Origin of the sequence: Bradyrhizobium sp. Arg237L (genome assembly GCF_029990105.1) — a bacterium.
In the GTDB taxonomy this organism is placed as follows: Bacteria; Pseudomonadota; Alphaproteobacteria; order Rhizobiales; family Xanthobacteraceae; genus Bradyrhizobium.
Genome location: NZ_JAQMIL010000035.1, coordinates 31,189 through 51,767, shown reverse-complemented (window position 1 = coordinate 51,767; position 20,579 = coordinate 31,189). Strand labels below are relative to the sequence as shown.

Annotated in this window: 16 protein-coding genes and 1 pseudogene; 12 read left to right on the top strand and 5 right to left on the bottom strand. The window is 63.0% G+C overall.

From position 1 onward, the window contains the following. Window positions 1-7: 7 nt before the first annotated feature. From OZ411_RS21855 to OZ411_RS21845, 3 genes are all read right to left on the bottom strand, one after another. Window positions 8-1,303 carry an ABC transporter substrate-binding protein gene (locus tag OZ411_RS21855; protein ID WP_130577242.1) on the bottom strand — a complete coding sequence of 432 codons (1,296 nt, stop codon included), beginning with the start codon at window positions 1,301-1,303 and terminating at the stop codon, window positions 8-10. Between the two features lie 138 nt (window positions 1,304-1,441). Further along, window positions 1,442-2,551, bottom strand: a complete 1,110-nt coding sequence (locus OZ411_RS21850) for a class II histone deacetylase (protein ID WP_282529615.1) — start codon at window positions 2,549-2,551, stop codon at window positions 1,442-1,444. Window positions 2,552-2,592: 41 nt separating this feature from the next. Continuing rightward, complete coding sequence (locus OZ411_RS21845; protein ID WP_282529614.1) at window positions 2,593-3,960, bottom strand: aminotransferase class III-fold pyridoxal phosphate-dependent enzyme; 1,368 nt, start codon at window positions 3,958-3,960, stop codon at window positions 2,593-2,595. Between the two features lie 157 nt (window positions 3,961-4,117). Between OZ411_RS21845 and OZ411_RS21840 the strand changes: the two genes are divergently transcribed. The 12 genes from OZ411_RS21840 to eutC all read left to right on the top strand — a co-directional run bounded on the left by OZ411_RS21840 (window position 4,118) and on the right by eutC (window position 17,599). Beyond that, entirely contained in the window at window positions 4,118-4,777 is a 660-nt protein-coding gene (locus OZ411_RS21840; protein ID WP_282529613.1) for a TetR family transcriptional regulator, read from the top strand. A 399-nt stretch (window positions 4,778-5,176) separates the two neighbouring features. Next, window positions 5,177-6,760, top strand: a complete 1,584-nt coding sequence (locus OZ411_RS21835) for an ABC transporter substrate-binding protein (protein WP_282529612.1) — start codon at window positions 5,177-5,179, stop codon at window positions 6,758-6,760. Window positions 6,761-6,829: 69 nt separating this feature from the next. Beyond that, window positions 6,830-7,810: an ABC transporter permease gene (locus tag OZ411_RS21830; protein WP_130577238.1), complete on the top strand. Its 981-nt coding sequence runs from the start codon at window positions 6,830-6,832 to the stop codon at window positions 7,808-7,810. Between the two features lie 13 nt (window positions 7,811-7,823). Next, window positions 7,824-8,744, top strand: coding sequence for an ABC transporter permease (locus OZ411_RS21825; RefSeq protein WP_130577237.1), 921 nt, complete (start codon window positions 7,824-7,826; stop codon window positions 8,742-8,744). Then, window positions 8,741-10,579, top strand: a complete 1,839-nt coding sequence (locus tag OZ411_RS21820; RefSeq protein WP_282529611.1) for an ABC transporter ATP-binding protein — start codon at window positions 8,741-8,743, stop codon at window positions 10,577-10,579. Before OZ411_RS21825 ends, OZ411_RS21820 begins: the two co-directional genes overlap by 4 nt. A 61-nt stretch (window positions 10,580-10,640) precedes the next feature. After that, window positions 10,641-11,402: a DeoR/GlpR family DNA-binding transcription regulator gene (locus OZ411_RS21815; protein ID WP_130577235.1), complete on the top strand. Its 762-nt coding sequence runs from the start codon at window positions 10,641-10,643 to the stop codon at window positions 11,400-11,402. After that, window positions 11,395-12,684 carry a Zn-dependent hydrolase gene (locus tag OZ411_RS21810; protein ID WP_282529610.1) on the top strand — a complete coding sequence of 430 codons (1,290 nt, stop codon included), beginning with the start codon at window positions 11,395-11,397 and terminating at the stop codon, window positions 12,682-12,684. The genes OZ411_RS21815 and OZ411_RS21810 overlap by 8 nt, the downstream gene beginning before the upstream one ends. Next, window positions 12,681-13,646 (top strand): phosphotransferase, encoded by a 966-nt coding sequence (locus OZ411_RS21805; RefSeq protein WP_282529609.1) that lies wholly within the window; start codon window positions 12,681-12,683, stop codon window positions 13,644-13,646. Before OZ411_RS21810 ends, OZ411_RS21805 begins: the two co-directional genes overlap by 4 nt. 20 nt (window positions 13,647-13,666) lie before the next feature. Next, window positions 13,667-14,602 carry a choline/ethanolamine kinase family protein gene (locus OZ411_RS21800; protein WP_130577232.1) on the top strand — a complete coding sequence of 312 codons (936 nt, stop codon included), beginning with the start codon at window positions 13,667-13,669 and terminating at the stop codon, window positions 14,600-14,602. Continuing rightward, entirely contained in the window at window positions 14,602-15,390 is a 789-nt protein-coding gene (gene hisN / locus OZ411_RS21795) for a histidinol-phosphatase (protein WP_130577231.1), read from the top strand. The genes OZ411_RS21800 and hisN overlap by 1 nt, the downstream gene beginning before the upstream one ends. A gap of 9 nt (window positions 15,391-15,399) precedes the next feature. After that, window positions 15,400-16,791, top strand: coding sequence for an ethanolamine ammonia-lyase subunit EutB (locus tag OZ411_RS21790; RefSeq protein WP_130577230.1), 1,392 nt, complete (start codon window positions 15,400-15,402; stop codon window positions 16,789-16,791). Window position 16,792: 1 nt separating this feature from the next. Then, entirely contained in the window at window positions 16,793-17,599 is an 807-nt protein-coding gene (eutC, locus tag OZ411_RS21785; protein ID WP_130577229.1) for an ethanolamine ammonia-lyase subunit EutC, read from the top strand. 94 nt (window positions 17,600-17,693) lie between these two features. On the opposite strand, the gene OZ411_RS21780 is transcribed toward eutC, so the two are convergent. After that, window positions 17,694-19,193 carry a CoA-acylating methylmalonate-semialdehyde dehydrogenase gene (locus tag OZ411_RS21780; RefSeq protein WP_282529608.1) on the bottom strand — a complete coding sequence of 500 codons (1,500 nt, stop codon included), beginning with the start codon at window positions 19,191-19,193 and terminating at the stop codon, window positions 17,694-17,696. A gap of 32 nt (window positions 19,194-19,225) precedes the next feature. Continuing rightward, a pseudogene (locus OZ411_RS21775) lies at window positions 19,226-20,575 on the bottom strand (GMC oxidoreductase); the annotation flags it as partial. Window positions 20,576-20,579 lie beyond the last annotated feature (4 nt).

Below are 20,579 nucleotides of genomic sequence, written 5' to 3'. Positions count from 1 at the left end.
CAGCCTCTCACGCCTTGATCCAGGGCGGCAGCTTCATCGCGTCGGTGGCGTAGAGCGGAGGCGCGATCAGCTTGGGATCGGTGCGATAGTCCTGGTGTTGCAGGAACTGGTGCGCCATGCCGAGCGAGGGATCCTTGACCTGGGTCGGATAGCAGAACGCGGACTGGCCCTTCGGATCGGCGTGATAGATGCCGTTGACACCGCGATAGATCAGCCGCTTCATCGCTTCCGAAACCTTGCGGGTCTGCTCCTTGTTGTTGGGCTCGCTGGCGCCGCCGGCGATCGCTGCCGACAATGCGTAGTGCCAGAGCCCGTCATAGGTCTGCGAGCCCGTGATGAAGGCAGCGTTGGCGCCGAACTTCTCGCGATAGGTCTTGCGGTAGGCCGCGGAGAATTCATCCGGCAGGCAGCCGATCACGGTGGAATAGATCACGCCGTTGATGGCTTCCTTGCCGATCTCGCGAAACGCCGGCAGCGATGGTCCGTACTGCATGTAGACCAGGCTCTGCGTCGGCTCGGGCAGGAACTGGGTCATGAACTGCGCCAGATCCTGCGGCAGGAAGTGCGTCACCGCAATCGCGGCCGGCGGATCCTGGCGCAGCTTGGCAAGCGTCGGTCCCCATTGATTGGTCGGGAAGGGCACGGTCTCGTAGAGCCCGAGCTCGAAGCCGAACTCCTTGACCCGGTCGCGGATCGCGTTGGCGATCACGATCGAATATTCGTTGGCCGAGGGGATGATCGCGATCTTCTTGTTCGGCGGATTCCACTGCTTGCTGTCGATCAGCGACTTCAGGAACAGCAGGAAGCCGGGGCCGTAGTAGAACTCGGGCGGGTCGCCTTGGAAGCACGAATAATAACGCTGCGGGTCGCTGAGGAACTTGGTGTTGTGCGAGATCAGCGTGTTGTAGTGCACGAAGATGACGTCGTTGTCGGCGGCGACATCCATCTCCACCATGTTGGTGCCGACATTGTAGCCGTTGATGATCGCGCCGGCCGAATGGCGATCGATCAGGCGCTGCATCGCCTGGGTCACGATGTCGGCGCCCATCTCCTTGGTGTCCTCGATCTCGATCTGGATCGGGCGTCCGAGGATGCCGCCGGCGGCGTTGATCTCTTCGGCGGCGAGCGTGAGGCCGTTCTTGAACTCGATGCCGTCTGCGGCGGCGAAGCCGGACATCGGCAGTGCCGAGCCGACCTTGGCCGGTGCGCCCGCCGCGCGAGCCCCGCCGTTCAAGCTCGCCAGCATTGCAATTGAACCTGCGCCGGCGGCAACGCCGCCGAGAAGTGAACGTCGGTCAATCATGAGCGTCAGTACCCCTCGTCAATGGCGCGGACAATCCGACGCCTCCCTCTAGAGCAAGAGATGCACGGCGGCCGTTGTTGCACGAACCATGCCATGGCATCCGGCAATCACGTGCATCGACAACACCATCGAGTGAACTCAGCGCGTGGCAGGAAGCTGCGCCACCAGTGCAGCGGCGGCCTCGACCACTGCGGCCTGATGCGGCTGCAGATCGTTGCCGCCCCATGCGGCCATCAGCGGCTCCCAGGGATCGGCGATATGTGTCCGCACGCCCGACAGCTCCTCGAGCACCGCAAGCCCGCAATAGGGCGCGTACATCTCGGAATAGCCGCCTTCATGTGTCATCAAGATGCGGCCATTGCACAAGGTTTTGGCGGCGGCGAGCAGCATGCGCGTCATCTCGCGATAGGCCGCCGATGACAGCATCATGCGGCCAAGCGGATCGACACCCGACGCATCGAAGCCCGATGCGACCACGATCATGTCTGGCGCAAAGCGATGCACCGCGGGCAGCACGACGCGCTCGAATGCCGCGCGATAGGCGCCGATGCCCGATCCCGGCGGCAGCGGCACGTTGATGTTGTAGCCTTCGCCGGCACCAGCGCCGTTCTCAGCGAGCGCGCCCGAGTTCGGCGGAAATAGATTGTCCTGATGCAGCGAGATGGTGAGCACGCTGGGGTCTTCGTAGAAGATCGCCTGCGTCCCGTTGCCGTGATGCACATCCCAGTCGACGACGGCGACGCGGCCGACCTTGCCCGTCGCCTGCAGATGGCGGATTGCGACCGCTGCGTTGCCGAACAGACAGAAGCCCATGCCGAGCTGGGGGCGCGCATGATGTCCGGGAGGGCGGACCAGCGCATAGGCATTGGTCACCGCGCCGGATGCGACCGCTTCGCCCGCGGCGATCGCGCCGCCGGCCGCGAGTAGCGCGATCTCGTAGCTGCCGGCGCCGAGCGGCGTCAGCTCGCTGGCATCGCCGCCGCCGGCATCGCTGAGGCGCTTGATATGCGCGATATGCTCTGACGTGTGGACGCGGGCGATCTCGGCGACCGTCGCCGAACGCGGCTTGATCTGCACGAGCTCATCGAGCAGGCCGCTGACCTCGACCAGATTGCGGATGCGGCGCTTGGTCTCCGGATTCTCCGCATGGGTCCCTGGCTGGATCGTCAATCCCGGCGGAAACACCTGAGCCCAGTTGCCGGTGTTATGCCACATGTAAAGTTCATGGCAGACGAACCCAGTAGCCATGCGTGCAATCCTTCGTCCTGACGCGCCGCCCTCGTGTTGATCTATTCGACCGCGCTGATCGCCTCGTCGAACGTGTCCGCAATCTTGTCGGCATGTTCGGTCGTGAAGGTGAGCGGCGGGGAGATGATGAACGTATCGGCGAGGTTGCGGATCAGGATGCCCTTGGCGACGCAACGCTCCCAGATCCGCTGGCCGAAATTCTCCGCCAGATCGAACGGCCGCTTGGTTGCGGGATCGGCGACCAGCTCGATGCCGATCATCAGTCCCTTGCCGCGCACGTCACCCATGTTGGGATGGCGCGTCTGGATGTCCTTCAGCCGCGCCAGCAGATAGGCGCCGACCTTGCCGGCATTGGCCGGCAGCGCTTCCTGCTCGACGATGCGCAGATTGGCGATCGCGGCCGCGCAGGCGAGGGGATGCCCGGCATAGGTGTTGCCGTGCATGAAAGCGCGCGGCGTGAACTGGGACTTGTCGTCGGACTGGAAGGCCGCCGCGACCTTCGCATTGATCAAGGTCGCGCCAAGCGGGATGTAGCCGCTGTTGATCCCCTTGGCGAACACCATGATGTCGGGCTTCACGCCCCAGGCGCGGCTGCCGAACATGCTGCCGGAGCGGCCGAAGCCGGTGACGACCTCGTCGGCGATCAGCAGCACGCCGTGGCGATCGCAGACCTCGCGCAGCAGCGGCCAGAAATTCGCAGGCGGCACGATCACGCCGCCGGCGCCCTGCACCGGTTCGGCCATGAAGGCCGCGACGCTATCCGGACCCTGATAGATGATCTCGCGCTTCAGCAACTCGGCGCAGAGCCGGCCGAGTGCCTCCGGATCCGACGTGAAGGGATTGCGATAGACGTGCGGTGCCTCGACCTGGAAGAAGCCCGGCAGCAGCGGCGTGAATTGCTCCTTGTAGACATTGACGCCGCCGGCCGACAACGCGCCGAGCGTCACGCCATGATAGGCGCCGCGCAACGAGATGATCTTGGTGCGCAGCGGCTGGCCGGCGAGCCGCCAATATTGCTTGGCGAGCTTGATGGCAGCTTCATTCGCCTCCGAGCCGCCGGATGAGAAGAATGCACGGACCATGCCTTCCGGCTCGGCCAGCCGACAGAGCTCGTCCGCGAGCGCGACCGACGGGCTGTTGGTGGTGTTGCCGAAGGTCGAATAGAAGCTGAGACGATCGAGCTGTTCGATGATTGCCTGTTTGATCTCGGGCCGGCCATGCCCGACATTGACGTTCCACAACCCGGCCTGTCCATCGAGATAGCGGCCGCCCTGGCCGTCCGAGACATAGACACCGTCACCGCCCTCGATGCAGATTGGCGGGTTCGCGGCGAGGAAGTTGGCATTCGCGAAGGGGTAGACGACGTGACGAGTCAGCGTGTCGTTGTTGCGAGCGGCTGCTGTGGTCATGTTCTCGTTCCTCTCGACATGTGTTTCCCCCGGAACTTCGATGTTCCCTGCCTCAAGGAAAACACAGGAGTCAAAATTGGTCAAATGACCAATTTTGTGCAACATGCAAATTTGTGCGTCACGGGATAGACAATCGTCGCGCGCATTGGAGAGACGGATGACAACTGCAGGACGTGAGCAGATCGGCGCCAAGGGCGAACGGACGCGGCGCCAGATCATCGAGGGCGCCTTGCAGGCGCTCGCGACCGGCGGCGTCGCGGCGACGACGACCCGCGACATCGCGGCCGGTGCCGGCGTTCGGCTCGCCACGCTGCACTATCATTTCGAGAGCAAGAGCGCGCTGCTGCTTGCGGTGCTCGAACATCTGATCGATGAGACGGTCACGGCGCTGCGCGAGGAGACCGGCGAGACGGCTGACATCGCAAGCTGCATCCGCGAGTCCCTGCGTGCCGGTTGGCGCTACCTGACGCGAACGCTCGAGCTGCAGATCGTGCAGTACGAGCTAACCTTGTACGCGCTCCGCCGTGACGATGCAGCCGGGCTCGCGGGTTATCAATATGATGCATATATCAAGGTCTATCAGGACATCCTGCAGGGCGTTGCTGCGCGCACCGGCGAGCTCGATGCGGCGGGATGCGCCGACGTTGCGCGGTTCATGCTAGCCGGTATTGATGGACTATTGTTGCAGGAGCTGGCGAAGCCGAACAGGACCAGATCATCGCGCGCGATCGAGACGCTGATCGCGGCGACTCAGGTATTCGCAAGCGGGCTGTCGAACGAACGCAAGACGAGCAAGCGCGCGGCGCCGCGGAACTGAGGGCTACAGCATGCCTAGCACACCGTCGCCAGGTTCGTGACTACGACGCGTAACAATGCAGTGTCTGCCCAATCCACGTCGCCGCTCACTCGTGCGATTTTATCGATTGTGGGTCTGCTTCAAGAGCGACGTCCGCTGGTGGCGTTCGCGCGAATGCTTCCTCACCTCAGCTGGCTGGCTTGACCGAAGTGTTGAGCTCAATGCCCTTCTCATAGGCGAACTGCCCATCGGAGGGCGGTTTAGCGGGAGGTCCGGGACAGCTTGAGCGCAATCCTGCTGTAGAAGTGGTCAAAAACCACGTCGACTCCCGCGCCACTTGTCGATTTCCGGGCTCTGGCACGGCTCCTGCATGACCGTTTTGACCGATTCTCTGGTCGTTCCGAAACAAGGGGAATGTCGATGCATCCGAAAGTTGACCGCCGCCACTTTTTGAAAGGGGCGGCAGGAGCCGCGGTTGCCGCAGGCTACATGCAGATCAATCCGGATTATTTCATCTCCGCGGCTCACGCGCAGGCCGGCAAGACCATGACCTTCCTGTCGGCCGAGAACATCACCGGCAATTGGGATCCGACCGCTCACACGACGCTGTCGCAGAAGAACATCGAGGGCTTCGTGATGGGCTTCCTCACCCGCACCCCGATGAGGCTCGATAACCCGAGCGAGGTTGTCTACGAGCTCGCCACCGACATCAAGTTGCTCGATCCCAATCGCCTGCAGATCAAGCTGCGCCGGGGCGTGGTCTTCCACGATGGCAAGCCGTTCAAGGCGGACGACGTCAAGGCCACTTTGGAATATGGCTCCAAGCCGGATCGCCCGGCGCAATGGTATCCCGGCCCGAGCGAAACGCTGAAGATCGAGACGCCCGACGACTACACCGTCATCATCGACACCTCGAAGGGCGGCTATCCGGCGCACCTTTTCATGTTCCTCGCGGCCTTCCTGCCGATCATGTCGGCAAAGGATGTTGCCGGCGGGCCGGGCGGCGTGCTGTCGCAGCGGCTCAACGGCACCGGTCCCTTCAAGTTCGTCGAGCAGCGCGGCAACGATACCGTGATGAAGGCCTTCGATGGCTACTTCAAAGGCAAGCCTGCGATCACGGGCATCAATTTCACCTTCACCGGCGATTCAACGACGCGCATGCTGTCGCTGATGAACGGCCAGGCCTCGATCGTCGAGCGGCTGGAGCCCGAGCAGGTCGATACCGTCAAGGGCAATCCGAACATCCACATCAACCGGGTGGTATCGGTCGAGAACAAGTATCTCTGGTTCCGCTGCTCGAAGCCGCCGTTCAACGATCCGCGCATCCGTCTTGCCGCCTGTCATGCGGTCAATCGCGATCTCATCCTCGAAGTGCTGGGCTCCGCAGGGCACGCGTCATCCAACTTCGTATCGCCTGTCAAGTTCGGCTACATCGATCTCGAGAACTATCCGAAGTTCGATCCGAAGAAGTGCCAGGCGCTGCTCGCCGAGGCCGGCTTTCCGAATGGCAAAGGATTGCCGCCACTCGAATACATCACGTCGGTCGGCTTCTATCCGAAGACCAAGGAGTATGGCGAGATCATCACCGCGATGCTCAACGAACAGGGCTTCAACGTCAGCCTGACCGTGCTTGAGCCTGCCGCCTGGAACGAGAGGCTGTACCATCGCCCTGGCGGCGGCCCCGGCCATATGGTCGACTGCGGCTGGTCGACCGGTTCGCCCGAGCCCGACTTGATCCTCCGCACCCATTTCCACTCGTCGTCGCATCGCATCTGCGGCATCGAGGATCCGGCAATCGATGCGAGCCTCGACAAGGAGCGCAGCGCGCCGACGCTCGAGGAGCGAAAGAAGATCCTGCAGACCGAAACGATGCCTTTGCTGGCCTCGAAGATGCCGGCGCTCGCGCTCTTCACGTCCGTGATGATCCACGCGATGCAGAAGGATTTCGAAGGCCTGTACATCTATCCGGATGGATCAATGGATGCCTCCAGGCCCGTCGCCTGACCACGAATGCTCGCTGCGTGCTGGGCCTGGCCGGCACGCGGTTCAGCATGCCCCTTCCGGAGCTCGCGAATGTTCGTCCTGAATTTCCTGCTGCGGCGTCTGGCTCAGGGCGTGCTCATCATATTCCTCGTGTCGCTGCTGATCTTCACGCTGCTCAGAATCGTGCCGGGCGATCCGGTGCGCCTGATGGCAGGCGGTATGGCACCGGAGGCCCTGATCGAGAAGATTGCGACTGACATGGGCTTGCGCGACCCGATCGTTGTCCAGTTCGGGCGGTACATGGGCGGCGTCGTGCGCGGCGATCTCGGCCAATCCTTCGTGCGGCCAGCCAATGGCGCCGCGACGGGCGGCGCGACCTTCAACGACACGACGCGCGGTGAACGGGCAAAGGTCCTGAGCCTGATCCTGGAAGCCTTGCCCATGACCCTTCAGCTCGCCGCGCTCACGCTGGTGATCGCGCTGGTTTTCTCGGGCGTCATTGGAGTTGCCGGCGGTCTGGCGATCGGGCGATGGCCGGACAAGCTCGCGTTCTACATTTCCTCGATCTTCATATCGCTGCCGAACTTTTGGCTCGGAATCGTCCTGGCACTGCTGTTCTCGGTCAAGCTCGGGTGGCTGCCGGCGATTGGCTACAAGGGGTTCGCCTATACGGTCCTCCCGGCCGTCGTGCTGGCCGTCGAACTGTCACCCGTTCTGATCCGGACGCTCGTCAGCTCCGTATCGGCGCAGATGACGGAGCCTTATGTGGCGGTGGGGCACGTACGCGGCCTCGGTCGCGGCCGCATCATTGCGAACCATGCGCTCCGCAATGCCTCCGTGCCGCTCCTCAACCTGCTCGGGATCCAGTTTTCGAGCCTGCTCGGTGGGGTGATCATCGTCGAGTACATCTTCGACTATCCTGGGCTCGGCCTCCTCACCATCAACGCGGTGCTGCAGCGCGACTTCCCGCTGATCCAAGGGATCGCCATCGTCACCAGTGCGATCTTCGTGCTGATCAATATCGTCGTCGATCTCGTCGCCACCACCATGGACCCGAGGCTGGAATATTGAGGCTGGAATATTGATGTCAGTCGCCACCGCCGCCGGCGCGCCGATTGCGCGCAAGCCGGTCCAACGCTCCATCGCCCGACGCATTTTCGACAAGGCGGCAGCCACGCCGGGATTCCGCGTCGGCCTCGGCATCTTCGTCGTGCTTGCGTTGGCAGCCGCGCTCTATCCGGAACTGAGCAGCCTCGATCCGACCAAGATGGATATCAAGGCCCGCCTGCTGCCGCCGCTGTTTCTCGGCGGCAACTGGAGCTGGGCCCATCCGCTCGGGACCGACCAGATCGGCCGCGACATGCTGGTGCGTTCGCTCGTCGGCCTGCGCTACTCGTTCCTGATCGGCGTCGCCTCCGTCATCGTCATGCTGGCGATCGGCTGCACGCTCGGCACGATTGCCGGCTATTTCGGCGGACGGACCGACGCGATCATCATGCGGCTGACCGACGCGCAGCTTTCGATCCCGATGATCATCCTTGCCATTTCCGTCCTCGGCGTCTCTCGCCCGACCATCCCGGCGATCATCCTGGTGCTCGGGATTTCCAACTGGCCGGTTTACGCACGCATCATGCGCAGCATCGTGATGACCGAGCGGCAGCGGGAGTATGTCCGCGCCGCGAAGATCGGCGGTTCGACCGACCTTCGGATCATCCTGAGCCTGCTGCTGCCATTGCTGCTGCCGCCCGTCCTGTTCACCTCCGTGCTCGACGTCGCGCGCATGATGATCTTCGAATCGACGCTCGGCTTTCTCGGGCTCGGGGTGCAGCCGCCGACGCCGACATTCGGCAACATCATTGCGGACGGGCGCAAATATCTGCTGAACGCGTGGTGGATCGCCACAATGCCGGGCCTGTTCCTCGGATTGACCCTCACCAGCATCAACCTGATCGGGGCGTCCCTCGAACGCGCGCGCAACACCGTTCACGGAGGAGCGGAAGGATGACGCGGCCGCTTCTCGCGCTCAGGAACGTGACGATTGCCGCCGGCCGCATCGAGGCGCCGAAGATCATCCTCGACAGCGTGTCGTTGAGCCTGGCGCCGCGCGAGATCGTTGGCGTCGTCGGCGCCAGCGGCTCCGGCAAGACCGTGCTTTCCAAAGCCGTGGTCAACTGGCTCGAGCCGCCGTTGACGAAACGATCCGGCGAGGTCCTGTTCGAGGGACGTGACATTTACGCGCTGCGCGGCGCGGACATGCGCGCGTTGCGCCAGCGGGTGTCCTATGTCGGCGCCAATCCGATGGGCGCACTCGATCCCACCCTGCCGGTCGGCGCCCAGATCGTCGAGAAGATGCGCGCGGTGGTGCCTGGCGTATCGCGTCGGGAGGCCGAAGGGCGCGTCGTCGAGCTGCTCGACGCCGTGCGGATTCCGTCTGCGCGAAATCGCTTTCACGATTATCCCTCGCAGTTTTCGGGCGGCATGATGCAGCGCGCGCTCATCGTGGACGCGTTGGTGACAAATCCTGCGCTGTTGGTCGCCGATAACGTTACGCAGCCGCTCGATGTCACCGTCGCAGCCCAGGTGATCCGGCTGATGAAGGAATTGACGACGACGTTCAATACCGCCGTCCTGTTCATCTCGTCGTCGCTTCCGGTGACGCGCGAGGCTTGCTCGCGCATCCTGGTCATGGATGCAGGTCGTATCGTCGAGGAGCAGTCCACCGAAGATCTGATCGACCGACCGGTCTATCCCTATACCCGTGAGCTGGTCCGGCAGACACCGAGAATATGGGGTGAGCCCGCATCGACGCCGCACTCCGACGGGCAGCGCGAAGTGGTCCTCAGCCTCCGCGACGCCTCACAGATCTACAAGGTCAGGAAGAAGACCGGCTTCGGCGGGGTCAATCTCGTGCGCGCGGTGCGCAATGTCACCTTTGACATCCGTCGGGGCGACAGCTTCGCCATCGTCGGTGAGTCCGGCTGCGGAAAATCGACCCTGATGCGGCTTCTCAGTAGGCTCGAACTGCCGAGCTCCGGGCAGATTCTCTGTGCGGACAAGGATATCGCGACGCTGAAGGGCAGGGCTTTACTCGAATTTCGTGGCAAGCTGCAGATGGTGCTGCAGGACCCGTTCGGTTCGCTGCCGCCGCGGACCGCGATCGGAACCATGCTGGAGGATCCGCTGCGGACGCACGGGTGGCGCGACAAAGCCCGGATTCGCGAGCGCGTGCTGAAGGTGATGGGAGAGGTAGGGCTGCCGGCCGAACTCTACGAGGAGCTCCCGCTGGGCTTGAGCGCGGGACAGCGGCAACGCGTCAACGTTGCCCGTGCGCTGGTTCTTGAGCCGGAAATCCTGATCATGGACGAGACGCTATCGGCGCTTGACCAGGCCGAGCAGTTCAAGCTGCTTGACCTGTTCCAGAAGCTTCAGAAGGATTATGATCTCACCTACATCTTCATCTCGCACGACCTTGCGATGGTGAGGAAAGCTTGCAACCGCGTGGCCGTGATGTATCTCGGCGAGGTCTTCGAGCTCGCCGACAATGAGCGTCTGTTCTTCGATCCGGCACACCCCTATACAAAGGCGCTTCTGAGCGCCATGCCGACACTTGAGCAGCGTCGCTATCGGCCGGAGGATTGCCTGCTGGAGGGTGAGCCGCCGAGCCCGCTCGACATTCCCATCGGCTGCAGCTTCAGGTCGCGTTGCCCCCAGGCCATGAACAAATGCGGTCGTCTTCAGCCCAGCCTGACGGTGCGGGAGCGGCAGGATTTCGCCGCCTGCCATCTGGTGGTGCCGCCGACAGCTTCCGCCAGCCTCGACGTGCGCGCCACGATGCCATGAGATGGGGCGTCAATATGGACCATGAAGCGGCCGACAGTGCCGTGGCAACCGGGAAACGGCCATGAGCTTTACAGAGCATCGTCTGGAACTGATCCGCGATCTGCTGCGTCAGCAGCAGCGGGTCCATGTCAAGGATCTGGTCGATCAGTTCAACGTCAGCCAGGAATCGATCCGGCGCGACCTCAGGGAGCTCGAGACGCAGGGGTTCGCGCGCCGTGTCTATGGTGGTGCCGTGCTGGATCGGCAGGAGAGCGACCAGCCCTTTGCCGAACGCTTGCGGGTCGGCGCAAGGGAGAAGGCGCGGATCGGCGAGGCCGCGGCGGCTCTGGTCAAGGACGGCATGAAGATCTTCGTCGACGAAGGAACCACGGCGCTGGCATGCCTGAAGCATCTCGAAATCCGCAAGGATCTGACGATCGTGAGCAACTCGCTCGCGGTCGCGGCCCACTTCTACTATTCGTCGCCGCCCAGCGTTCGCGTGCTCGGAGGACGGTTGCGGCCGGACTACCAGGCCACTTTCGGGCCGGAGACGGTGGCCGCGATGAAGGAGCATTTCTTCGATCTCGCGATCATCGCGATCAGCGCCGTGCATGCCGAACGCGGCTTCATGGACTACGGGGAGGACGAGGCGATCATCCGCCGCGTGGCGCGGGCCCAGGCCAAGCGTTCGGTCATCGTCGCCGACGGCTCCAAATTCGGTCGCCTCGGTTCAATCCACACGTTCGGTCTGCACGACGTCGATGGGGTGATCACAGGATGCACCCTGACCAAGGATTTTTCCGAGCAGTTCCTCAAATCCAACGTGGAAATCATCTATGTCTGAAATCGCCTGCAGTCGCGCTCCCATCGATCCTTCGCGCCTTCAGGCGATGATGGATGAACTGTCGACATTCGGTGGCGGGCCGGACGGATCCATGACGCGGCTGGCGCTGTCGAAGGAAGATGGAGCGGCACGCGATTGGCTCGGTCGATGGTTCGCCCGAAATAGCTTTGCGCAGGCCGTGGACGCGATCGGCAATCAGTTCGGGAGCCTGTCGATGGCGGGCGCCAACGCGCCGGTCGTCATGGTCGGATCGCATATCGACAGCCAGCCGAATGGCGGCCGCTTCGATGGGGCCCTCGGTGTCGTCGCGGCTTGCGAGGCGGTGCTCGCCGTGTCGGAAAGGTTCAAGGCGGAGAACAAGCTGCCGCTCTGCAATTTCCAGGTGGTGAATTGGACCAATGAGGAGGGCGCGCGTTTCCAGCCGAGCCTGTTGGGCAGCAGCGTATTCGCCGGGGCGACCGAGCTCAAATGGGCGCTCGACCGCAAGGATGGCGATGGAGTGACCGTGCGCCAATCCCTCGCCGAGATCGGCTATGCCGGAAAGGACAAGGTGGCAATCCCCAGCGCACTGATCGAGCTTCATATCGAGGGCGACAAGGCGTTGTTCGAGGCCGGCGAGACGTTCGGAATTTTTACCCGCTTCTGGGGCGCAACCAAGTATCGTCTGGCATTCCTTGGCCGGCAGGCGCATACGGGCGCGACGCCGATGGCAGAGCGAAAGGACGCGGTGCTCGGGGCGGCCTATCTCATTGCCGATCTGAAGCAGATCGCCGGCGAGCACGGCCTCGACCTGCACACCTCCGTCGGCCGTCTGGAGGTGTTTCCGAATTCGCCCAATACGGTCCCGTCCGAAGCCGTTCTCTTCATCGAGTTACGGTCGGGCTCGCCCGACGTTCTCGCCGAAGCCGAACGCAAGATGAAGCTCCGGGTCGAGGCAGCGGCGGAGAAGGCCGGCGTGACCTACCAGGTTAGGGCGGTCGACCGCCGCAAGGCGGGTCGGTTTGCCGAAGGGCTGATCGCGCTCGCCGAGCGAACTGCCGCCACCCATGGTGAAGCGGCGCGCCATCTGGACACGATCGGCGGGCACGATGCCGTGGCGATGTCCGGTGTCTGTCCTTCGGTCGTTCTGGCGGTGCGCTCGCGCGACGGCGTCATTCATCACCCGACCGAGTTCACGAGCGCCCCCGATCAGGCCCTCGGAACGCAGGTCCTGGCGGACATGCTGTACGCGATCGCCAGCGAAGGCCTGCAAGCGGTCGATCCAAGCGGGACGGCAGCATGAAGACGCTCGGCAATCCGGCGACGGCCCTCGAGCAGCGCGCCGAACGCGCGATCAGGAGCTTGCCGGTCATCGATGCCGCGCGAGCGGCCTATGCAGCCTCCACGTTTCCGGTGGCCTCGCCGTCCTACCATGCCGTCGAGTCGACCTCGTTCAACGTCGCCCCCGAGGGCAATGATGCAACGCTCTTCCTTCGGCTCGCAAATGACGAGGTTGCCGAACTGGTCGACGACGAGGTGGCGTTTTCGGCGGCGTGCCGCCTTCATGGGCTTCATCTGTCGCCGCAGCCGATCGCGCGTGCGCCTGCCGAAAGGGCCGCGCTGTTCGCGCGGCTCGGCAATGGCTGGCGCACGGCGAAAATCGACGACTTGATGCAGGACGGCGCGATGGTCCGGCTCATCGACATGCAGAAGTCGATCGCCGCGGGCGAGCCATTCGGTCGGTCCTGGTCGGTTTTCGACGGGATCGATGAGCTTTGTCCGCTGGTCGCAGGGGCAGGAGCCGTGCTCCCGGGCGATGCGGGCTGGATGCTGGCATGGATGACGGCGATCCGCGAGGCGATCTCCGCGGCCGGGGTCGAACGGAAACCTGCGCACGGCGATCCGCATTCCTCAAACGTGATGCTCGGCCCGGACAACGCGATGATGCTGGTGGATTTCGACATGGCCGGCGACATCGATCCCTACTACCAACTGGGTGTTCAGATGAACGAGCTGTTCCAGTTCGAGAGCCAGATGAAGCCGCTGCTGGAGATGCATGATGGTCGATTCAGCGAGCAGGCCTTCAGTCGATGCAGGCTGTATGCCGCAGCCGACGATCTGTATTGGGCGTTGCGCAGCCTGCTTCAGCACGCACGATCGCCGCTTCGCGGCGTGGAGTTCCTGAAATACGCGGAATGGCGGTTCCTGCGCTGCCGGATGCTGCTCGGACATCCGGGCTTCGAGCAGCGGTTGCGAACTCTCTAGGGCGAAGCGAGACAAGAGGCATGATTGAAGTCGGTAGCGGCAGGTCGGATACGGAGCGGTCTCTCGAGGCCGCGATCGTTCAGGTCGAGGCCTGGAAAGGGCGCCGCTTGTCTTATCAGCCGGTGTCCGGTGGCATCAGCAACACCAATTTCCGTGTGACGGTCGAGCAGGATCCCGTCGGATATTTCGTGAAGATTCCGGGCCGCGGCACCGAGATGTTCATCGATCGTAATGCGGCGCGGGCCGCCAGCAGGCAGGCCGAGGTGATCGGTGTCGGGCCTCGCACTTTCGACTTCCTCGACCATCTCGACATCGAGGTCTCCGAATTTCTCGCTGACCGGCGGGCGTCGACCCATCGCGACTTCGTCGATCCGGCCTTTCGTGCCAACGTGGTGCAGATCTATCGCCGCCTCCACGCGGCTTCGCCACTGCCGCTGACCAAGACCGTGTTCGACATGATCGAGGAGCACTACGAGCAGGTGAGGCAACTCGGCGGACATTGGCCCGAGGATCATGCCTGGCTCTACCGCCAATATCAACAGGCGCGTGCAGCGCTCGAGGCCGCCGGGCTCGACCTCGTTCCCTGCTTCAACGATCCGATGCCTGGAAACTTCCTGGTCGGCGAGGACGGTTCGATCAAGCTGATCGACTTCGAATATGCATCCAACAACGAGCGGCTCTACGACCTCGCGATCTGGAGCGGCGAGCACTTCTTTCCGGAAGATGTCGAGCAGGAGATCATCGAGGCGTATTTCGGCCGATACGACAAGCGATGGCACGCGCGCTTCATTGTCCACAAGGCACTCGCCGACATCAAGTGGAGCACCTGGGCGATGGTGCAGAACCGGCTCTCGACGTTGGACTTCGACTTCTACAAATACGGCATATGGAAACACATGCGGGCGCGCTCCATCATCCACGATCCGCGATGGCCGCTGTTCCTGAAAGCGCTGTAATGGCTCAACAGGCCGTCACGGCAGACGATGCCGACGTCTACCTGTCATTCGCTGCCGAGCTCGCAGATTCGGTCAGGCCCATCGTGCTGTCCTATTTCCGCACGCCGCTGGACGTCGTCGCCAAGTCCGATACCAGCCCGGTGACGATTGCTGATAGATTGGTCGAGTTGCGCCTCAGGGAACGAATCCAGGCACGCTTTCCGGAGCATGGCATCATCGGTGAGGAGATCGGACGCAAGCCCGGCGGTGCGTTCACCTGGATCGTCGACCCGATCGACGGCACCAAGAGCTTTATCAGCGGCTTTCCCTTGTTCGGCACGCTGATCGCGCTGACCTATCAGGAGCAACCGTTCTGCGGCCTGATCGACGTTCCCTTTACAGGCGAACGGTGGGCGGCAAAGCCTGGTCTCGCGCTGTTCGGCAGTGGATCGGCGCGGACCAGCGCCTGCGAGCGTGTCGTGGACGCGCGCTTTTACACGACATCGCCCGACATGTTCCGCAACAGCGAGATGGTGGCATTCGAGCGGCTTTCGCGAGCCGCCAGACTGCGCCGTTTTGGCGGAGACTGTTACATCTATGGTCTGCTTGCGTCGGGACACTGCGACATCGTTCTCGAAACGGGGCTTCAGCCATATGACTACATGGCCCTGGTTCCGATCGTGCAGGGCGCGGGCGGCTGCATCACCGATTGGGACGGATGTCCGCTTTCAATTCGCTCGGAAGGACGCGTCTTGGCGACGGCAACGCCGCGACTTCATGCCGAAGCGCTGGCCTTGATCAACGGGTAGCCACCGATCATGCCGTACAAGACAACCATCGAAGGAACCGTCTTCGGCTTTGCCGACCTCAAGGATCTGATGGCCAAGGCGACGCCCGAGCGGTCGGGCGATCAGCTTGCCGGCATCGCCGCGGACGGTCCGGTCGAACGGCTCGCGGCCCAGATGGCGCTCGCCGATTTGCCGCTCAAGACCTTCCTGGCCGAGGAGCTGATTCCGGCCGACACCGACGACGTCTCGCGCCTGATCATGGATCGCCATGACCCGATCGCCTTTGCGATCGTTTCATCGCTCACTGTCGGTGAATTTCGCGAATGGCTGCTCAAGCCGGAGACAGGCCAGAGGCAGCTTGAAGCGGTGGCGCCCGGCCTGACGCCCGAGATGGTGGCTGCGGTCTCGAAGATCATGCGGTTGCAGGATCTGATCTCGGTGGCGTCCAAGCGGGAAGTGGTTACGACATTCCGCTCGACGATCGGGCTCAAGGGACGGCTTTCGACGCGCAATCAGCCGAACCACCCGACCGATGATTCCTATGGCATTGCCGCTTCGGCCATCGACGGATTGCTGATGGGATCAGGCGATGCGGTGATCGGGGTCAATCCGGCGACGGATACGGTGGATGACTATGTCCGTATCGTCTCTCTGCTGGACGATTTGCGTAGTCGCCTGTCGATTCCGACGCAAACCTGCTGCCTGGGGCACGTGACGACGGCCCTGAAAGCCGTCATGGCCGATGCGCCTGTCGATCTTGTGTTCCAGTCGATCGCTGGATCGCAGAAGGCCAATGAGGGATTCGGCGTCAGCCTCGCTTTGCTGAAGGAGGCCCATGAAGCCGTGCGCGGCCTCCACCGGGGTCCGGCCGATGCCAATCTGATGTATTTTGAGACCGGGCAGGGCGCAGCGCTCTCGGCGGAAGCAAATTTCGGCGTCGATCAGCAGACGATGGAAGTCCGGGCCTATGCTGTCGCGCGCGAGTTCAGCCCGCTGCTCATCAACACCGTGGTCGGATTCATCGGACCGGAATATCTGTTCAACGGCAAGCAGATCATTCGCGCAGGCCTCGAGGATCACTTCTGCGGCAAGCTGCTCGGCCTGCCAATGGGTGTGGACGTCTGCTACACCAATCATGCCGATGCAGACCAGGAAGATATGGATGCGCTGCTGACGCTGCTCTGCGCGGCCAACGTCAATTTCGTCATCACTGTGCCCGGCTCAGATGACGTGATGCTGAATTACCAGTCGCTCGCACACCACGACGCTGTCTATTGCCGTGAAACGCTGAAGCGGCCGCCCGCGCCGGAGTTCGAGCGATGGCTCGTGGAGATCGGGTTGACCGATCGGGCTGGCCGTCTTCTGGAGGAGGTGCCGCGACTCGCGAACTACATGGCGAACGCACGGCTACCTGGTGCCTGACATGAAGGATGAACGCGAAGGAACGGCCGCGGCGTCATTCGATCTTCGCCAGATGACCGACGCGCGGGTGCGTCTCGGCCGGTTCGGCGCGGGGGTGCCGACGCGGGCAGCGCAGTCGTTCCTGCTCGATCACGCGCGAGCGCGGCAGGCAGTCTGGTCCGAGGTCAATTGGGCTTCGTTGCGGGCTGCGTTGGGCGAGTTGAAGCTCGGCATCGTCGAGGTCGAAAGCCAGGCCATCGACCGCGCCACCTATGTCCGTCGTCCAGATCTCGGCCGGAAACTCTCGACGGAGGCGGCGAAGCGCCTTGCCGGCATGAGGTCAGGCGCCGACATCGTGATCATCGTGGCGGACGGATTGTCGGCCAACGCCATCGACGCCAACGCCGTGCCCCTGGTCCGCGCCATCGTCGAACGTCTTTTGGCACGACGGCTTTCAATTGCACCTCTGGTGTTGACATCGCAGGCGCGCGTGGCGCTTGGCGATCCCATCGCGGAAACGCTTCGTGCGCAGATCTGCATCATGGTGATCGGAGAGCGTCCCGGCCTCTCGGCGGCCGACAGCGCCGGGGTCTATGTCACCTATTCGCCGCAGTCGGGTACGCCCGATTCGCGGAGGAATTGCATCTCGAACATCCGTGCCGGTGGGCTCGGAATCGACAACGCGGCGGACGGTGTGGCGTCGTTAGTGGCGGATATGCTCAAAACGGGCATTAGCGGAGTTGGATTGAAGAATGCCCTAGAGACTTATTGCCGAGAAGCGGTCGCGGACGTTGCAGGGGGCGCGCGCCTTCCGCATCGTGCACTATAGGTGTATTCGCCGCATGCTGGTTGGTGTGGGGAAGGGCGGTCACCCTTCCCTACCGCGCATGTCTTGGCAGCAGGGGTATCCGGTCGCTTGCCTTTCATCCCATCGTTGGCATCACGTACTCCGCGCCGGTGCGAATACCCGTCGGCCACCGCGTGGTAATTGTCTTCAATCTGGTATAAAATCGGACGCCTTCCGGTCCGTGCATATGGTGATCGCCAAACAAGGAGGCTTTCCAGCCGCCGAAGGAATGGAAAGCCATCGGAACGGGAATCGGCACATTGATGCCCACCATGCCAACCTGGATCTGGTTCGCGAACTCGCGGGCCGCATCGCCGTCGCGCGTAAAGATCGCGGTGCCATTGCCGAACTGGTGCGCGTTGATCAGGGCGGCGGCCTCGTCATAAGACGAGGCGCGTACGACCGCGAGGACCGGTCCGAAGATCTCTTCCCGGTAGATCGTCATGTCGGGTGTGACGCGATCGAACAGTGTGCCGCCTGTGAAGTAGCCATTCTCGTAACCTTGGCGCCGAAATTCACGACCGTCCACCAGCAGCGTCGCACCTTCGGCGACGCCGGCATCAATGTATCCTCGCACCTTGTCGCGATGTTGCTGGCTGACAAGCGGGCCCATCTCGCTCTCCGGGTCCATGCCTGGACCAATGTTCAATGCATGAATCCGAGGTACCAGCTTTTCGATCAAGGTCCTTGCCGTCGTCTCACCGACAGGGACCGCTACCGAGATCGCCATACAGCGTTCGCCGGCCGAGCCATAGGCCGCACCCATGAGCGCGTCTACAGCCTGGTCCATGTCTGCATCCGGCATGATGATCATATGATTCTTTGCGCCGCCCAGGGCCTGGCAGCGCTTTCCGTGCCGAGTTGCGGTCTCGTAGATCGATCGTGCGACGGGTGTCGAGCCAACGAAGCTGACCGCTGCGACATCAGGATGCGTCAACAGCGCGTCGACCGCTTGCTTGTCGCCGTGAATGACGTTGAACACGCCGTCCGGCAGCCCGGCCTCTTGCAACCATCGCGCCAGCAGGATGGATGCGGAGGGAACCTTCTCGGAGGGTTTCAAGATGAATGTGTTGCCGCAGGCCAGTGCCACCGGAAACATCCACATCGGAACCATCGCCGGAAAATTGAATGGTGTGATGCCCGCGACGACTCCGAGCGGCTGGCGCAACGAATGGCTATCCACGCGCGTACCGACGTTCTCGGTGATTTCGCCTTTCAGAAGCTGCGGCGCGCCGGTGGCAAACTCCACGACCTCCGCTCCACGTTGCACTTCTCCCTTTGCGTCGGAAAAAACCTTGCCGTGCTCCGACGTGATCACGGCCGCGAGCTCATCGAGTCGGTCCTCGAGGATACGGAGGAAACGATTGAGGATGCGCGCACGCCGCAGCGGCGGGGACTTGGCCCAGTCGGGAAAGGCGGTCCGTGCGGACGCAACGGCTGAAGAGACCTCGTCGGCGCTGGACAGCGGCACGGTCCCTGATTGCTCGCCTGTCGCAGGATTGTATATCGGTGCGGCACGGCCGTGCAAAGACCCGACCGGGGCGCCATTGATGAAATGCGGAACGGAATGGGTCATTTGCGGAGTCTCCTCGATGAAACGAATGGCAGCTAAGCGATGCGGGATCGATGCGCGTCGTCCAGCACCATGCCGGCGCCCCTGCGCGCGATCATTGCGGTTGGAGTGTTGGTATTTCCCGATGTGATGGTCGGCATGATCGAGGCGTCGATGACCCGGAGCCCGTCGATGCCTCGCATGCGAAGGCGTGCGTCAAGCGGTGACAGCGGATCCGCCTCGGGCCCCATCTTGATGGTGCCGACCGGATGGAAGATGGTGGTCCCGATATTGCCGGCAGCGTGTGCGAGTGACGCGTCGTCGTCGACGACGTGCGGACCGGGCAAAAATTCCTCGGGCGCGTAGGGAGCGACCGCCGGCTGTCGCATCAGCGTGCGGGTGACCCGAATGGCATCCGCCGCGACGAGCCGGTCCTCGGGCGTGGCAAGATAGTTTGGCGCGATGCGTGGCGGGGCATTGGGGCTGCTGGACTCGATCCGGACCGTGCCCTGTGATGTCGGCCGAAGATTGCAGGCGGCGACCGTGATCGCAGGAAAGCGGTGCAGTGGTTCGCCGAACTTGTCGAGCGAGAGAGGCTGGATATGAAACTGGATATTGGCTCTCTCATGCGTAGGGCTCGATCGGGTGAAGATGCCGAGCTGTGAAGGCGCCATGGTGAGCGGGCCGCGCCGGCGAAAGATGTAGTCGAGTCCCATGAGGGCGCGGCGGCTAAGCGAATGGTACGTTTCGTTTAACGTGCGAATGCCGCTGACCTTGTAGATCGCGCGCTGCTGAAGATGATCCTGCAGGTTTCGTCCGATGCCCTGACTATCAAGCGCAATGTCGACACCCAACGGGCGAAGCCAGTCCGCTGGCCCCACGCCGGAGCGATGCAAGATCTGCACGGAGCCGATCGCGCCGGCACACAGGATGACTTCCCGCTTGGCATCGACCTCGACGGATTGACCGTCTCGGACCAGATGCAGGCCGGTCACACGGCGGTTTTCGAAGCGGAGCCGGTCCACACAAACATTGGTCTGGAGGCGGAGGTTTGGGCGGCTCAAGGCCGGCTTCAGAAAACCTCGCGCCGAAGACCACCGTCGGCCGCGCTTCTGGTTGACGTGGAAGTAGCCTACGCCTTCGTTGTCTCCGGTGTTGAAATCCAGACTGCGCGGAATGCCCATCTCCTGAGCGGCCGTTGCCACGGCATCGAGAACCGGCCATGACACGCGTGGAGGCTCGATCCGCCAACCGCCGCCCGCGCCATGGAGGTCGCTCGCGCCCATGAAGTGGTCTTCGAGATTGCGAAATTCCGGCAGGACATCATCCCAGCCCCAGCCCGTCAGTCCGATCTGGCGCCATCCGTCATAGTCCGCGGCCTGACCTCGCATCGAGATCAAACTGGAATCG

What these genes read in the sequence shown, in the direction of transcription:
- OZ411_RS21855 (WP_130577242.1), bottom strand. Translation starts at nt 1,303, where the DNA reads ATGATTGACCGACGTTCACTTCTCGGCGGCGTTGCCGCCGGCGCAGGT.
- OZ411_RS21780 (WP_282529608.1), bottom strand. Translation starts at nt 19,193, where the DNA reads ATGACCCATTCCGTTCCGCATTTCATCAATGGCGCCCCGGTCGGGTCT.
- hisN (WP_130577231.1), top strand. Translation starts at nt 14,602, where the DNA reads ATGGCTCAACAGGCCGTCACGGCAGACGATGCCGACGTCTACCTGTCA.
- OZ411_RS21810 (WP_282529610.1), top strand. Translation starts at nt 11,395, where the DNA reads ATGTCTGAAATCGCCTGCAGTCGCGCTCCCATCGATCCTTCGCGCCTT.
- eutC (WP_130577229.1), top strand. Translation starts at nt 16,793, where the DNA reads ATGAAGGATGAACGCGAAGGAACGGCCGCGGCGTCATTCGATCTTCGC.
- OZ411_RS21825 (WP_130577237.1), top strand. Translation starts at nt 7,824, where the DNA reads ATGTCAGTCGCCACCGCCGCCGGCGCGCCGATTGCGCGCAAGCCGGTC.
- OZ411_RS21820 (WP_282529611.1), top strand. Translation starts at nt 8,741, where the DNA reads ATGACGCGGCCGCTTCTCGCGCTCAGGAACGTGACGATTGCCGCCGGC.
- OZ411_RS21805 (WP_282529609.1), top strand. Translation starts at nt 12,681, where the DNA reads ATGAAGACGCTCGGCAATCCGGCGACGGCCCTCGAGCAGCGCGCCGAA.
- OZ411_RS21835 (WP_282529612.1), top strand. Translation starts at nt 5,177, where the DNA reads ATGCATCCGAAAGTTGACCGCCGCCACTTTTTGAAAGGGGCGGCAGGA.
- OZ411_RS21840 (WP_282529613.1), top strand. Translation starts at nt 4,118, where the DNA reads ATGACAACTGCAGGACGTGAGCAGATCGGCGCCAAGGGCGAACGGACG.
- OZ411_RS21815 (WP_130577235.1), top strand. Translation starts at nt 10,641, where the DNA reads ATGAGCTTTACAGAGCATCGTCTGGAACTGATCCGCGATCTGCTGCGT.
- OZ411_RS21830 (WP_130577238.1), top strand. Translation starts at nt 6,830, where the DNA reads ATGTTCGTCCTGAATTTCCTGCTGCGGCGTCTGGCTCAGGGCGTGCTC.
- OZ411_RS21845 (WP_282529614.1), bottom strand. Translation starts at nt 3,960, where the DNA reads ATGACCACAGCAGCCGCTCGCAACAACGACACGCTGACTCGTCACGTC.
- OZ411_RS21850 (WP_282529615.1), bottom strand. Translation starts at nt 2,551, where the DNA reads ATGGCTACTGGGTTCGTCTGCCATGAACTTTACATGTGGCATAACACC.
- OZ411_RS21800 (WP_130577232.1), top strand. Translation starts at nt 13,667, where the DNA reads ATGATTGAAGTCGGTAGCGGCAGGTCGGATACGGAGCGGTCTCTCGAG.
- OZ411_RS21790 (WP_130577230.1), top strand. Translation starts at nt 15,400, where the DNA reads ATGCCGTACAAGACAACCATCGAAGGAACCGTCTTCGGCTTTGCCGAC.